Origin of the sequence: Bradyrhizobium sp. SZCCHNR1015 (genome assembly GCF_032489875.1) — a bacterium.
Lineage (GTDB): Bacteria > Pseudomonadota > Alphaproteobacteria > Rhizobiales > Xanthobacteraceae > Bradyrhizobium.
In genome coordinates, this window is sequence record NZ_JAUEYW010000023.1 from 26,145 (window position 1) to 39,449 (window position 13,305).

Sequence of the window (13,305 nt, forward strand, 5' to 3'; positions counted from 1 at the left end):
CGCACGTCCGGGCGGAAAGGATCACCAGAAGCCGGCGGCTTCCAAGGCCGCCGAGCTTGGGCGCCTTCTACAACGCGGCGCCCTGCTTGTCTCGCCCATAAGGGGCGAAAAGCCGCGCCGGCGCCGCCGGAACCAGAGATTGTGCCGAGCCCTGATTTGCACGCGCCGCGGCGCTCAACTGCACCACCTGCGCACGGGCCGCTTCGGCATCGGCCTGATGACGGCGCGCGGCCCGCCGCCAGCGGCGCTGGCCGATCCAGGTGGCACAACCACCTGCGATCACGCCCAGGATCGCGACGGCGATGATCAAGGCGAACAACGGGACCGATACCGCGAGCGCCGGATCGGTCGCGTTGAACGGATCAAACGATACGGTAACGAAATGCCGATTGGCGACCGCGAAGATGACGAACAGCACCAGCAGCGGAAGGACGACCACGACAGTGAAGAATTTTCGCATGCGCTCGCTCGTGTCAGTCAGGCCGGATTCGCCTCGAAATCAGCCGCCGACGACTAGCACGGCCGGCGCGAGATGCTTCAATCGTCTGAGTCGTCAGCCGCAGCGCCGGCGGGATTGTCCCGGTTCAGCCGCTCGCGCATTTCCTTGCCCGTCTTGAAGAACGGGACGCTCTTCTGGTCCACCGGGACATGCGCCCCGGTCCGCGGGTTGCGACCGGCGCGGGCCGGCCGATGCTTGACCGAGAAGGCGCCGAAGCCGCGCAGCTCGACGCGGTCACCGCGGGCGAGCGCCGCGACGATCTCGTCGAGGATCGCGTTGACGATGTTCTCGACATCCCGCTGGTAGAGATGCGGGTTGTGCTCGGCGATACGCTGAACCAGCTCGGATTTGATCATCGAGAAAATGTACCCGGGGAGACAGGTCCCATTTCCGTGAAAATATGCTGGACTGTCAAGACGCTAAATCATTCATCGCGGCCGTGAATCGGGGGGCGAGGCCGGGTACGGGGCCTCGCCATGGCACACGCGAAACGGGAAGATCGTCCCGAGGATGGTCTTGGCGAGTTCAATTGCCCGGCGCGGGCGTCCAGAGCGCGAGCATGCCGTCGAGGCCGATGCGATCGACCGCCTGGACCACGCCGGTGTGCTCGAGCTGGCGGGCGATTCCGGAAAGACCGACGGCGTCGAGCGCGATCGAGGTGGCCGTTCGCAGGAAGGTGAGATCGCCAAACCGCGGCGTGAGCTTGTAGTCACGCACCGGAAGGTCCTTCTTGACGTTCTTGTTAGCGACGAGCCAGGCGACCGCGGTCTTCTCGTCGCCAAGCTCGTCGATCAGCTTCAGCTCGATCGCCTGCCGGCCGGTGAAGACGCGGCCGTCGGCCACCTTCTCCAACTGCTCATCATTCATGGCCCGGCGATCCTTCACCAGTCCGCGGAACCAGGCGTAGGAATCCTTGACCAGGGCGTCGAGCGCCGCACGCGCTTCCGGGCTGGTGGGCTCGTAGCCGTTGGGGGCGGCCTTCAGCGGCGAGGATTTGACCTCCTCGATCTTCACGCCGACCGTCTTCAACAGCTCGCCGACATTGGGGTACTGGAACAGCACGCCGATCGAACCGACCAGCGAACTCTGCTGCGCGACGATGTGATCGGCAGCGATCGCGCCGATATAGCCGCCGGACGCCGCGAGACCTTCAACGACGACGACCAGCGGCTTCTTCGCCTTCAGCCGGACCAGCGAATCGTAGAGCTGCTCGGAGCCGGCGGTGGTGCCGCCCGGCGAATTGATGTGGACGATGACGGCTTCGGCCGAGGAGTTTTCGAGCCGCTCCAGCGCCTCGACGCGCTCATGATCGCTACGGATCAGGCCATCGATATTGACGCGGGCGATCGAGCCGGTGGTCGACAGCACGGTGCGGCCGCGCGGCGACATGGCGAGGCCGATGGCGGAAAGAGCCGCGACCGCGATCAGCACCGCGACCACCCGCCAGAACGTCAGCTTGCGGCGCAGCCTGCGGCGATCGACGATCACATCCGAATCAAGCGACATGGACAGCTCCTGGAAGTCTCGGCGCGTTTTGCATCCGCAGCCTGAATATCTCGTTATCCGATTACATCAATCGCGGCGCAATTTGAAGAAAGGAAGGCTCCGCCACGAAGCCGTCAAAGGGTCGACGGGCTCCGAGCAGGCCGCAGGGCTAGCGTATTCGATGATCGGAGTCTTGCTCTCATCTCTCCACGTCGTCATGGCCGGGCGTATCCGCATATGCGATGGCGAGGGGCGGATCGAAATGCCCCGGGGGCACAAAAAAGCCCCGGCCGAAGCCGGGGCTTTGATCTCGTCACGCGGATCGAAGGCTTACTTCGAGTCGCGGTTCTTGAGCGCGGTGCCCAGAATGTCGCCCAGCGTCGCGCCCGAATCGGACGAGCCGTACTGCGCGATGGCTTCCTTCTCTTCAGCGACTTCCAGCGCCTTGATCGACACCTGGACCTTGCGGGCCTTCTTGTCGAACTGGATCACGCGGGCATCGACCTTCTCACCGACGGCGAACCGCTCTGTGCGCTGATCGTTGCGATCGCGCGCCAGCTCGGAGCGCTTGATGAAGGTGGTGAAGTCGGTGCCGGTGATCTTGACGTCGATGCCGCCGTCCTTGACGTCGAGTACCTCGCAGGTGACGACCGCACCCTTCTTGACATCGCCCGGCTCGGCGAAGGGATCGCCTTCGAGCTGCTTGATGCCGAGCGAGATGCGCTCCTTCTCCACGTCCACGTCGAGCACCACGGCCTTGACCATGTCGCCCTTCTTGTAGTTGTCGATGACCTGCTCGCCCGGCTGCTTCCAGTCGAGGTCCGACAGATGGACCATGCCGTCGACGTCGCCTTCGAGACCCAGGAACAGGCCGAACTCGGTCTTGTTCTTGACCTCGCCCTCGACCACCGAACCCGTCGGATGCTTCTCGACGAAGACCTCCCACGGGTTGCGCATGGTCTGCTTGAGACCGAGCGAGATGCGGCGCTTGACGCTGTCGACTTCGAGCACCTGCACTTCGACTTCCTGCGAGGTCGAGACGATCTTGCCGGGGTGCATGTTCTTCTTGGTCCACGACATCTCGGAGACGTGGATCAGGCCTTCGATGCCCGGCTCGAGCTCGACGAACGCGCCGTAGTCGGTGATGTTGGTGACGCGGCCATGGAAACGGGCCTGCAGCGGGTACTTCGCCTCGATGCCCTGCCACGGATCGTCGAGCAGCTGCTTCATGCCCAGCGAGATGCGGTGCGTCTCGTGGTTGATCTTGATGATCTTGACCTTGACCGTCTGACCGATGCTCAGCACCTCGGTCGGATGGTTGACACGGCGCCAGGCGATGTCGGTGACGTGCAGCAGGCCGTCGATGCCGCCGAGGTCGACGAACGCACCGTAATCGGTAATGTTCTTGACGACGCCGTCGATCACCTGACCCTCTTCGAGGTTCTGCACCAGCTCCTGGCGCTGCTCGGCGCGGGTCTCTTCCAGCACGGTCCGGCGCGACACGACGATGTTGCCGCGGCGACGGTCCATCTTGAGGATCTGGAACGGCTGCGAGTTGTTCATCAGCGGCGCGACGTCGCGGATCGGACGGATGTCGACCTGCGAGCGCGGCAGGAAGGCCACGGCACCGTCGAGGTCGACGGTGAAGCCGCCCTTGACCTGGTTGAAGATGACGCCGTTGACCTTTTCGTTGTTCTGGAACGCCTTCTCGAGCTTGCCCCAGCTCTCTTCGCGGCGCGCCTTGTCGCGCGACAGCACCGCTTCGCCGAGCGCGTTCTCGATGCGATCGAGGAACACTTCGACCTCGTCGCCGACTTTCAATTCACTGTCACGGCCGGGCCCGGCGAATTCGCGCAGCGCCACGCGGCCTTCGGTCTTCAGGCCGACGTCGATGACGGCCATGTCCTTCTCGATCGCAACAACCTTGCCCTTGACGACAGAGCTTTCCTGCAGGTTGCCCTTGGTGAAGGACTCGTCCAGCATCGCGGCGAAATCATCGCGGCTGGGATTGTAGGAAGAAGCAGAGGTACTCGAAGCCATTTGTTCTCCAGATGCGGACATTCTCGCCAGCTTGGGTTGATCGGCGCATCGAATGGACAGTGCCTGGAGGTCCACAAATCCCCAGACGTCCGCGCTGTCAGCGCGATAAGCGCAAACGGCGCGGGCCGGCAGTGCCTGCACATGCGATACGTATGAAGTGCGTCCGGCTGATCGGACTCGATTGAACCGCAATCGAGCTATCGACGGTCAAGGGCGGGAGCGGGCTTTCCTCCAATGACGCCGGCGGAAATCAAACCCGCTGGCGGCCCGCTCGAACGGCCTCGACGATGTCGATGGCGGCCCGGACGCCGCTCTCTATATCCAAATGGGAGTTGTCAAGCAAGTAAGCATCCGGGGCTTGTTTTAAAGGCGCGACGGCCCGGTTCTGGTCACGCTCGTCGCGCGCCAGGATGTCGGCCAGAATGGCCGCCTCGTCGGCCGGTTCCCCCCGCGAAAGCGCCTCGAGCGTGCGGCGATGCGCCCGGATGCGGGGATCGGCGACGACGTAGATCTTCACCTCGGCGTCCGGGCAGATCACGGTTCCGATGTCACGGCCGTCGAGCACGGCACCGGGTGGCTGGCTTGCGAACTGACGCTGGAAGGCCACCAGCGCCTCGCGCACTTTCGGCAACGCCGAGACCACGGAGGCCGCGGACCCGACCTGGTGCGACCTCAGCGCCGGATTGTCGAAGGTCGAGGGATCCAGGCTCATGGCGACGTCCGCCGCCCGCACCTCGTCCTTGAGGTCGATGCCGGCGGTCAGCAGCGCATGGGCAACGGCCCGGTAGATCACGCCCGTATCCAGGTGCCTGAGGCCGTAATGCGCCGCGAGACGCTTGGCCATGGTGCCCTTGCCCGAGGCCGCCGGGCCGTCGATGGCGATGATCATGCGAAATCCGCGCCCGCCTTGCACATCAGCGGGATGAAATCCGGGAAGCTGGTGGCGATGAAGGCGGTGTCGTCGACGGTGACCGGCTTGTCGGACGCGAGGCCCATCACGAGGGCGGACATCGCGATGCGGTGGTCCATGTGGGTCGCGACGATGCCGCCGCCCGGCACGTGACCGCGGCCCTCGACGATCAGGTCATCGCCGCTGATCTCGACCTTGACGCCGTTGACACGCAGCATCGCCGCGGTGGCCTCCAGCCGGTCGGATTCCTTGACGCGCAGCTCATGCAGGCCGCGCATCACGGTGGTGCCCTCGGCATAGGCGGCGGCGACGGCCAAGACGAGATATTCGTCGATCATCGACGGCGCGCGCTCGGGCGGCACGACGACGCCCCTCAGCTTCGAGGCGCGTACGCGCAGCCGGGCCATGGGCTCGCCGGCATCGCCGCGGACGTCGTCCTCCTCGATCGAGGCGCCCATCTCGCGCAGGGTCGTGAACAGGCCGGTGCGCAGCGGGTTGGTCATCACGTCCGACAGCACGAGGTCCGAGCCATCGACGATCAGCGCGGCGACCAGCGGGAACGCGGCCGAGGACGGGTCGGCGGGAACGATCACGGGGGCACCACACAGCTCCGGCTGGCCGGTCAGTGCGATGCGGCGGCCATGAGACCCTTCCGGCGTGGTCACGATCTCCGCGCCGAAATGCTTCAGCATCAGCTCCGTATGGTCGCGGCTGGCCTCCTGCTCGATCACGGTGGTCACACCGGGCGCGGCGAGGCCCGCGAGCAGCACCGCCGACTTGATCTGGGCCGAAGCCACCGGCGTGCGGTACTCGATCGGCACCGGGTTGCCGGCGCCCTGCAGGGTCAACGGAAGCTTGCCGCCCTCGGCGATCGACACCACCTTCGCGCCCATCAGCGCCAGCGGGTCGAGGATGCGCCGCATCGGACGGCTGCGCAGCGAGGCATCACCGTCGAAAACGGCCGTGATCGGGCAACCGGCGACGGCGCCCATCACCAGCCGGCAGCCGGTGCCGGAGTTGCCGAAATCGAGCGGTGTGCTGGGCTGGGCGAAGCCGCCGACCCCCACGCCACGGACGGTCCACGCGAAGTCGCCGGTGCGCTCGACCTTGGCACCCAGGGATCGCATCGATTCGGCGGTGTTGAGGACGTCCTCGCCCTCGAGCAGGCCGGAAATCCGGGTCTCGCCGACCGACAGCGCCCCCAGGATCAGCGCCCGGTGCGAGATCGACTTGTCGCCAGGCACGCGAATCGTGCCCGAGAGGGGCCCGGAGGCGCGTGATTCCAGGGGAGTCGGGGCGGCTGACGTGCTCACGGCGGGATCCTCGTGTTTCGGACGCGGCAGGTATCACAGCCCCCGCCCTCCGTCACGAGCGGTGATTTTCCCGTTGACAGCGCTATTGACAGCGGCGCGGCAACTAGCCAAGTGAGACACCGCTTTTCAGACATTGCCAGGACGCCTGCACGTGGCCAAATCCGAGCTCGGAACCAAACGCATTTGCCCGACCACGGGCAAAAAGTTCTATGACCTCAACAAGAACCCGGTGATTTCGCCCTACACCGGCGAGGTCGTGCCGATCGCGCCCGTGGCTCCGACCCGCGCCATGCGCGGCGAGGCTGCGCGTGCCGCTGCGGCGGCCGACGTGGTTGAGCCCGCCGAGGCCGAGGAGTTGGTGTCGCTCGAGGAGGCCGATGCCGAGGAGAACTCCGGCAAGGTCAAGGCCGTCGTTCCCGAATCGGAGGACGACATCGAGATCGACGAGACCCTCGACGATGACGAGGATGATGACTCGACCTTCATCGCCGACGAGGAAGAAGGCGACGAGGACGTGACCGACATCATCGGTGATGTCGGCGGCGACGAAGAATAATCGTCGAAGACACTTGAGATCAGCCGTGAACTGTGGTTCACGGTGCTCCCCGGCGGTCACCCAGACCGCCGGGGAGGTTCAGGGGCCATAGCTCAGCTGGGAGAGCGCTTGCATGGCATGCAAGAGGTCGGCGGTTCGATCCCGCCTGGCTCCACCAGCCTTCGCTCGCTTCGCGAGCTTCGGCTCGGCAAGCCACCCCAATCTGCCAATTGAGCGAAGCGAGCGAAGGCTGTCGCGCCGTAGCCTGGACGCCGGAGCCCTCTTTGGCGCAGGCGGGAAGGCGAAGGCGGACTTCGCTCCGCACGACGATACCCCCCTCTCCGTCGCTTCGCGAGCTTCGGCTCGGCAAGCCACCCTAATCCGCCAATTGCGCGAAGCGTGCGAGGGCTGTCGCGCCATAGCCCGAAGGGCGAAGGCGGACCTGGGCTCCGGGCGATAAGGCCACCTCCTTCGAACTGCTCATTCGACCGAAGCTGTAGACCCTAAGCGGCATCGCCTGCCACAATCGTACCTAGAAGGGTCGGGACGGCCTGCCATGAAGTTTGTTTACATCCTCGAAAGCCTCGATGGCGAGCACTTCTACGCCGGCATCACAGACGACGTCCCGGCTCGGGTCGCGAAGCACAATGCAGGCGAAGTTCCCGCACACCTCGAAGTTTCGGCCGTGGCGGCTCAAGACTTACATCGCTTTCAACGACGTGAAGCAGGCCTTCGCCTTCGAGAAGTATCTCAAATCTGGCTCAGGTCGGGCGTTTGCGAAGAAGCGCCTCTAACGATGCGGTGCTCCGAGGCTGATCAGGCGGGAGGTCTCACCCCTCCGCCGCCGCATCGAGCCGCTCCCGCAGCTTCACCAGCTTGCCGTGCAGATCCGTGAGCTCCGCGATCGAGCATCCCGTCGCGTCCAGGATCGCCGGCGGCACGATCGCTCTTGCCTTGTCGCGCAGGCTCGCGCCCTGGCTCGTCAGGGTGACCAGCACCTGCCGTTCGTCCTCGGCCGACCGGGTCCGCTTCACCAGATGCGTAGCCTCCATCCGCTTCAGCAGCGGCGTCAGCGTGCCGGAATCGAGGAACAGGCGGGCGCCGATGTCCTTCACCGTCAGGCCGTCCTGCTCCCACAGCACCAGCATGACCAGATATTGCGGATAGGTCAGGCCTAGGCGGTCGAGCAGCGGCTTGTAGACGCGGTTGAAGGCGTGCGCGGTCGAATAGACGGCGAAGCAGAGCTGGTTGCCGAGCTGGAGCGGCACGTCTGCCGCGGACTTCTTTCGCATCGAGGTCACCACAGGTCGATCCTATCGGCATCTTGAGCCCGCACGCCTCGCATCGACAACGGGCCCGGCGCACCGATCACGAATTTTCTACCGAACAATTATATTGTGCACAATCTAATTGTGTGCAATATGGACTCGCTGAATTCGTCCAACCAGGAGACACTCCATGTCCGTGAACGTGCTCTACAAGACCAGCGCCAAGGCCACCGGCGGCCGCGACGGCGAGGCGGCGACCCTCGACGGCTCGCTCAAGGTCAAGCTCTCCACCCCGAAGGAGCTCGGTGGCGGCGGCGGCGCCGGCAACAATCCCGAGCAGCTGTTCGCGGCCGGCTACGCCGCCTGCTTCATCGGCGCGATGAAGTTCGTCGGCTCGCAGGGCGGCCCGAAGGTTCCCGCCGACACGTCGGTGACCTCCACCGTCGGCATCGGGCCGCGCTCGGAAGGCGGCTTCGGCATCACCGTCGAGCTCGCCATCTCTCTGCCCGGCCTCGCCAAGGCTGACGCCGAGGCGCTGGTCGCCAAGGCGCATGAGGTGTGCCCCTATTCCAACGCCACGCGCGGCAATGTCGACGTCAAGCTGACCGTCGTCTGAGCTTCAATTCCGTCGTGCGGCAGGACGACCTCCGTTGTCCTGCCGCATGGCAGCCCCCGTTTGCGCCACCGCCGCAGCAATGCTTAATGATCGCGAGCTGAAACCAACCTCGCGACATCCGATGACACCTCAATTTGCTCCCGGCGCCATGGCCGGACTGCGCGTGATCGATCTGACGCGCGTGCTCGGCGGGCCCTATTGCACGCAGATCCTGGCCGATCACGGCGCCGACGTGATCAAGGTCGAGCCGCCGGCCGGCGACGAAGTGCGCGACTGGGGCCCTCCGTTCCACGACGAGGACGCGGCCTATTTCGTCGGGATCAACCGCAACAAGCGCTCGATCGGCCTCGATCTCGCGTCCGAGGGCGGCCGCGTCGTGCTGATGCGGATGCTCGAGACCGCCGACGTGCTGATCGAGAACTTCAAGCCCGGCACCTTGGAGAAGTGGGGCATCGGCAGCGACACGCTGCGCGAGAAATTCCCGAAGCTGGTGCACTGCCGCATCTGCGGCTTCGGTGCCGACGGTCCGCGCGGCGGCAATCCCGGCTATGACGCGATCATCCAGGCGATGACCGGCATGATCGCCGCGACCGGCTCGCCGCAAAGCGGGCCGATGCGGATCGGCGTGCCGCTGGTCGACATCACGACCGGCCTCTATGCCGCGATCGGCATCCTGATGGCGCTGTCGGAACGGCAGCGTTCTGGGCTCGGTCAGTTCCTCGAGGTCACGCTGTATGAGACCGGCCTCGCGATCATGCATCCGCATACCGCAAACTACTTCATGCATGGCAAGCCGCCGTCGCTGACCGGCAACGAGCATCCGAACCTCGTGCCCTATGCGATCTTCCCGACCAGGACCGACGATATCTTCATCGGCGTCGGCAATGACGGCACCTTCCGCAAGCTCGCCAAGGAAATCGGCCGGCCGGAACTCGGCACCGATCCGCGCTTCGCCCGCAACAAGGATCGCGTCGCCAATCGCGAGGCTCTGCGCGCCGAGCTCGCCGCCGTGTTCAGCCAATTCGAGGCGGAGCCGCTGTGCGACCGGCTCCTCGCAGCCGGCCTGCCGGCGGGACCCGTGCAGAAGATCGACCAGGCGCTGACCAATCCGCACACGATCCACCGCGGCGATGTCATCGAGAAGGACTGGTACAAGGGCGTGGCGTCGCCGATCCGGCTCGAACGCACCAAGCCGAGCCTGCGCTCCACCCCGCCGAAGTTCAGCCAGCATGCCCAGGAGGTGCTCAGCGAGTTCGGCTACTCGGAGCCCGAGATCCAGGCCCTGCTGTCCGAGGGCACGGTGTGCGCAGAGCGCAAGCGGTGAAGCGCCATCAGCCTGTCGTCTCGCAACGCGAGCGTCGCCTCGGGCATCGCCCGGGCGCCGCGCCGTCTCGCACAACTCGCGGCGTTGCGCCGCAAAGCCGCGACGAACGCGCTTTCCGCTGACGATCCAACCGGTTATACATTCACAAAACTGTCATCTCGCGCTGCTACGGCCGCGACGCCGATGACGTTCCATGGGAGGAATTTTTTTAATGTCACTTCGACAATTCTGGACAGCCGCCGCAGCGGCAGCCACGCTGGTCCTTGGCGCCGCCGCACCCGCACACGCGGTGACGGAGATTCAGTGGTGGCACGCGATGACCGGCGCCAACAACGACGTCATCGTCAAGCTCGCCAACGATTTCAACGCCTCGCAGACCGACTACAAGGTCGTTCCGACCTACAAGGGCAACTACGCCGACACGATGAATGCCGGCATCGCCGCGTTCCGCGCCGGCAATGCGCCGCATATCATGCAGGTGTTCGAGGTCGGCACTGCCACGATGATGGCCGCCACCGGCGCCGTGAAGCCGGTCTACAAGCTGATGCAGGACGCCGGCGAGAAGTTCGATCCCAAGAGCTACCTGCCGGCCATCACCGGCTACTATTCGACCTCGAAGGGCGAAATGCTGTCCTTCCCCTTCAACTCGTCCTCCACCGTCATGTGGGTCAATCTCGATGAGCTGAAGAAGGTCAACGCCGAGATCCCGAAGACCTGGCCCGAGCTGTTCGAGACCGCCAAGAAGCTCCATGCGGCCGGCCACCCGACCTGCGGCTTCTCCGGCTCGTGGGTAACCTGGGTCAATCTCGAGCAGCTCTCCGCCTGGCACAACGTGCCGCTCGCCAGCAAGGCGAACGGTCTCGACGGCTTCGACACTGTGCTGGAGTTCAACGGTCCGCTGCAGGTCAAGCATCTCGAAAACCTGGTCGAGCTGCAGAAGGACAAGACCTATGACTACGCCGGCCGCACCAACACCGGCGAGGGCCGCTTCACCTCGGGCGAATGCCCGATCTACCTGACCTCGTCGGCGTTCTTCGGCAACGTCAAGGCGCAGGCGAAGTTCGCCTTCACCGCCGCGCCGATGCCGTATTACCCCGACGTGAAGGGCGCGCCGCAGAACTCGATCATCGGCGGCGCTTCGCTCTGGGTCATGGGCGGCAAGTCGGCCGATGAGTACAAGGGCGTCGCCAAGTTCCTGACCTTCCTCTCGGACACCGACCGCCAAGTCTACATCCACAAGGCGTCGGGCTATCTGCCGATCACCAAGGCCGCCTATGCCAAGGCCAAGGCCGAGGGCTTCTACAAGGATCAGCCCTATCTGGAGACCCCGCTGCTCGAGTTGACCAACAAGGAGCCGACCGAGAACTCCCGCGGCCTGCGCCTGGGCAACATGGTGCAGCTGCGTGACGTCTGGTCGGAGGAGATCGAGCAGGCTCTGGCCGGCAAGAAGACCGCCAAGCAGGCGCTGGACGCCGCCGTCGAGCGCGGCAACCAGATGCTGCGCCAGTTCGAAAAGACGGCCGTGAAATAAGGCCAAGAGCCGGCAGGCCACCCGCGGCCTGCCGGCTCGCCGACCGATCATGCAGAAGAACGCCATCTTCCAGTCAAAGCTGCTGCCGTTCGTGCTGGTCGCTCCCCAGCTCGCGATCGTGCTGATCTTCTTCTATTGGCCCGCCATCCAGGCCGTCATCCAGTCGTTCCTGCTGCAGGACGCGTTCGGCCTGTCCACGAGCTTCGTCTGGTTCGAGAACTACGCCGACCTGCTCAGCCAGCCGGACTATTTCGAGGCCATTCTCCGCACGTTCGGCTTCTCGTTCGCCATCGCATTCTCGTCGCTGTCGGTCGCGCTGCTGCTCGCGGTCATGGCGGACAAGCCGCTGCGCGGCGTGACGCTGTACCGGACGCTGCTGATCTGGCCCTATGCCGTGGCGCCGCCGGTGGTGGGCGTGCTCTGGATCTTCATGCTGCACCCCTCGCTCGGCGTGATCTCGCGCTATCTGCGCGCCATGGGCATCGACTGGAATCCGCTGCTCGACGGCGACCAGGCGGCACTGCAGATCATCCTCGCGGCCGCCTGGAAGCAGATCTCCTACAACTTCCTGTTCTTCCTCGCCGGGCTGCAGAGCATCCCCCGCAGCGTGCTCGAGGCCGCGGCGATCGACGGCGCGCGGCCGATGCGGCGGTTCTGGACCGTGACCTTCCCGCTGCTGTCGCCCACCATCTTCTTCCTGCTGGTGATCAACATCGTCTACGCCTTCTTCGAGACGTTCGGCATCATCGACACGATGACCCGCGGCGGTCCTGGCAAGTCCACCGAGACGCTGGTCTACAAGGTCTACACCGATGGCCTGCTCGGCGGCAATCTCGGCTCCTCGGCTGCACAATCCGTCGTTCTGATGGTCATCGTCATCGTGCTGACGGCGATCCAGTTCCGCTTCGTCGAGCGCAAGGTGACCTACTGATGGTCGAGCAAGAAGGCATTCGACGCTACGTCGCGCATGTCATCCTGTGGATCGGAATCGCGATCGTCGCGTTCCCGGTCTATCTCGCATTCGTCGCCTCGACGCAGGACAATGCGGTGATCGCCAATGGGCAGATGTCGCTGCTGCCGGGCGGGCACTTCCTGTCGACCTACTATCAGACGATCTTCGTCGGCACGAGCGGCTCGACCCGCGAGCCGGTTGCGACCATGCTTTTGAACTCGCTGGTCATGGCGCTCTCGATCGCCGTCGGCAAGATCGCGATCTCGATCATCTCGGCGTATGCCGTCGTCTACTTCCGCTTCCCGTTCCGCATGCCGATCTTCTGGCTCATCTTCATCACCCTGATGCTGCCGGTCGAGGTGCGCATCTATCCGACCTACAAGATCGTCGCCGACCTCCATATGCTCGACAGTTATGCGGGGCTCGCGCTGCCGCTGATCGCGTCCGCCACCGCGACGCTGCTGTTCCGCCAGTTCTTCATGACCGTGCCGGACGAGCTGCTGGAGGCGTCCCGCATCGACGGCGCCGGGCCGTTCCGCTTCTTCTGGGACACCCTGCTGCCGCTGTCGCGCACCAACATGGCGGCGCTATTCGTGATCCTGTTCATCCTCGGCTGGAATCAATATCTCTGGCCGCTGCTGATCACGACGCGCGACGACATGCAGACCATCCAGATCGGCATCCGCAAGATGATCACGACGACCGACGCGCTGACGGAGTGGCCGATCGTCATGGCGACCGCAGTGCTCGCGATGCTGCCGCCGGTGTTCGTCGTCGTCGTCATGCAGCGCCTGTTCGTCAAGGGGCTGGTGGAGACGGAAAAGTGAGGACG

At 64.9% G+C, this 13,305-nt stretch carries 13 protein-coding genes, 1 tRNA gene and 1 pseudogene; 8 read left to right on the top strand and 7 right to left on the bottom strand.

The genetic code is table 11. The features are described 5' to 3' along the window. Positions 1 to 67: 67 nt before the first annotated feature. From QX128_RS30435 to aroA, 6 genes are all read right to left on the bottom strand, one after another. Positions 68 to 460 (bottom strand): lipopolysaccharide assembly protein LapA domain-containing protein, encoded by a 393-nt coding sequence (locus tag QX128_RS30435; protein ID WP_315803966.1) that lies wholly within the window; start codon positions 458 to 460, stop codon positions 68 to 70. Positions 461 to 537: 77 nt separating this feature from the next. Further along, complete coding sequence (locus tag QX128_RS30440) at positions 538 to 855, bottom strand: integration host factor subunit beta (RefSeq protein WP_315803967.1); 318 nt, start codon at positions 853 to 855, stop codon at positions 538 to 540. 169 nt (positions 856 to 1,024) lie between these two features. Next, positions 1,025 to 2,005 (bottom strand): signal peptide peptidase SppA, encoded by a 981-nt coding sequence (gene sppA, locus QX128_RS30445; RefSeq protein WP_316239367.1) that lies wholly within the window; start codon positions 2,003 to 2,005, stop codon positions 1,025 to 1,027. Between the two features lie 309 nt (positions 2,006 to 2,314). Beyond that, positions 2,315 to 4,024, bottom strand: coding sequence for a 30S ribosomal protein S1 (rpsA, locus tag QX128_RS30450; protein WP_315741235.1), 1,710 nt, complete (start codon positions 4,022 to 4,024; stop codon positions 2,315 to 2,317). Positions 4,025 to 4,274: 250 nt separating this feature from the next. Continuing rightward, positions 4,275 to 4,913 (bottom strand): (d)CMP kinase, encoded by a 639-nt coding sequence (gene cmk / locus QX128_RS30455; RefSeq protein ID WP_316239368.1) that lies wholly within the window; start codon positions 4,911 to 4,913, stop codon positions 4,275 to 4,277. Continuing rightward, positions 4,910 to 6,247: a 3-phosphoshikimate 1-carboxyvinyltransferase gene (aroA, locus tag QX128_RS30460; RefSeq protein WP_316178984.1), complete on the bottom strand. Its 1,338-nt coding sequence runs from the start codon at positions 6,245 to 6,247 to the stop codon at positions 4,910 to 4,912. Before aroA ends, cmk begins: the two co-directional genes overlap by 4 nt. A gap of 151 nt (positions 6,248 to 6,398) precedes the next feature. Here aroA and QX128_RS30465 point away from each other — a divergent pair, with 151 nt between their 5' ends. The 3 genes and pseudogenes from QX128_RS30465 to QX128_RS30475 all read left to right on the top strand — a co-directional run bounded on the left by QX128_RS30465 (position 6,399) and on the right by QX128_RS30475 (position 7,576). Further along, positions 6,399 to 6,803 carry a TIGR02300 family protein gene (locus QX128_RS30465; protein ID WP_315805660.1) on the top strand — a complete coding sequence of 135 codons (405 nt, stop codon included), beginning with the start codon at positions 6,399 to 6,401 and terminating at the stop codon, positions 6,801 to 6,803. 81 nt (positions 6,804 to 6,884) lie between these two features. After that, positions 6,885 to 6,960, top strand: a tRNA-Ala gene (locus QX128_RS30470). 378 nt (positions 6,961 to 7,338) lie between these two features. Further along, positions 7,339 to 7,576, top strand: a pseudogene (locus QX128_RS30475) (GIY-YIG nuclease family protein). Between the two features lie 36 nt (positions 7,577 to 7,612). Here the strand turns inward: QX128_RS30475 and QX128_RS30480 are convergent. Next, positions 7,613 to 8,074 carry a MarR family transcriptional regulator gene (locus QX128_RS30480; RefSeq protein ID WP_316239369.1) on the bottom strand — a complete coding sequence of 154 codons (462 nt, stop codon included), beginning with the start codon at positions 8,072 to 8,074 and terminating at the stop codon, positions 7,613 to 7,615. 166 nt (positions 8,075 to 8,240) lie between these two features. Between QX128_RS30480 and QX128_RS30485 the strand changes: the two genes are divergently transcribed. The 5 genes from QX128_RS30485 to ugpE all read left to right on the top strand — a co-directional run bounded on the left by QX128_RS30485 (position 8,241) and on the right by ugpE (position 13,300). Further along, positions 8,241 to 8,666 carry an organic hydroperoxide resistance protein gene (locus QX128_RS30485; RefSeq protein ID WP_315805657.1) on the top strand — a complete coding sequence of 142 codons (426 nt, stop codon included), beginning with the start codon at positions 8,241 to 8,243 and terminating at the stop codon, positions 8,664 to 8,666. Between the two features lie 121 nt (positions 8,667 to 8,787). Further along, positions 8,788 to 9,990, top strand: coding sequence for a CaiB/BaiF CoA-transferase family protein (locus QX128_RS30490; RefSeq protein ID WP_316178978.1), 1,203 nt, complete (start codon positions 8,788 to 8,790; stop codon positions 9,988 to 9,990). Between the two features lie 211 nt (positions 9,991 to 10,201). Then, the gene (gene ugpB, locus QX128_RS30495) at positions 10,202 to 11,521 is read left to right on the top strand and encodes a sn-glycerol-3-phosphate ABC transporter substrate-binding protein UgpB (RefSeq protein WP_316178976.1); all 1,320 of its coding nucleotides are present in this window, start codon (positions 10,202 to 10,204) and stop codon (positions 11,519 to 11,521) included. 49 nt (positions 11,522 to 11,570) lie between these two features. Then, positions 11,571 to 12,452, top strand: a complete 882-nt coding sequence (gene ugpA / locus QX128_RS30500; protein WP_316239370.1) for a sn-glycerol-3-phosphate ABC transporter permease UgpA — start codon at positions 11,571 to 11,573, stop codon at positions 12,450 to 12,452. Next, positions 12,452 to 13,300 (top strand): sn-glycerol-3-phosphate ABC transporter permease UgpE, encoded by an 849-nt coding sequence (ugpE, locus tag QX128_RS30505; RefSeq protein ID WP_315805653.1) that lies wholly within the window; start codon positions 12,452 to 12,454, stop codon positions 13,298 to 13,300. Before ugpA ends, ugpE begins: the two co-directional genes overlap by 1 nt. Positions 13,301 to 13,305: the final 5 nt, after the last annotated feature.